This window comes from Enterococcus italicus DSM 15952, from assembly GCF_000185365.1.
GTDB lineage: Bacteria > Bacillota > Bacilli > Lactobacillales > Enterococcaceae > Enterococcus_G > Enterococcus_G italicus.
Map to the genome: position 1 here is coordinate 1,327,037 of NZ_GL622241.1, position 775 is coordinate 1,327,811.

General features: G+C 34.6%; 1 pseudogene. It reads left to right on the forward strand.

The features are described 5' to 3' along the window. Nucleotides 1–73: 73 nt before the first annotated feature. A pseudogene (locus tag HMPREF9088_RS06230) lies at nt 74–775 on the forward strand (transposase); the annotation flags it as partial.

Consider the following 775-nt stretch of genomic DNA (forward strand, 5'->3'; position numbering starts at 1 on the left):
TTGGGCGCTTACTATCGTTCTCTAGTATGATTAAATCACCACAAAATAAACAACTGAGAGGACGATATGCTATATGAATGATTCTATCAAAAAATTGTTGAGGATTGCAGATAAAAATTTAGAAGTTATAGATGTCTCTTACGAGACAGTGAACAAAAAACAGCGCTTAGTGATCAACGCAACGCTATCTCCTTGCCCGCAAGCTTGTAAATCATGTGGATCCACAGGGAAAGACAGTGATGGTAAAACGATAATTGTAAGAAATGGCAAGAAAAAAAACTACCATACGTTTTGATGAATATAATCATATGCCGATGGTTATGCAATTAAAAAAGCAGCGCTACAAATGTAAAAATTGTGAAACATACTGGACTGCACAATCTTACTTTGTTCTTACAAAACATTCTATTGCCCATCATTTAAGATACAAAATCATTTCTTTACTAACGGATAAAGTTTCTTTGAGTTTTATTGCTAAGCTTTGCACGGTGTCTTTAATTACAGTGATTCGAATACTAAAAGAACTCAAAAGCTATCTTCCAGGAAACGCTAAAAAGGTTCTTCCCAAAGTATTGATGGTGGATGAGTTTCGATCACATGCTTCACTTGAAGATAAAATGAGCTTTATTTGTGCAGATGAAAAAGTGGAGCGTTGATTGATATTTTGCCAACACGTAAGCTATCTCGACTAACCGCCTACTTCCAGAGCTATTCTAACAATGATCAAGTAAAATATTTAGTTACTGATATGAACGCAGCTTATTTTCAATTAACT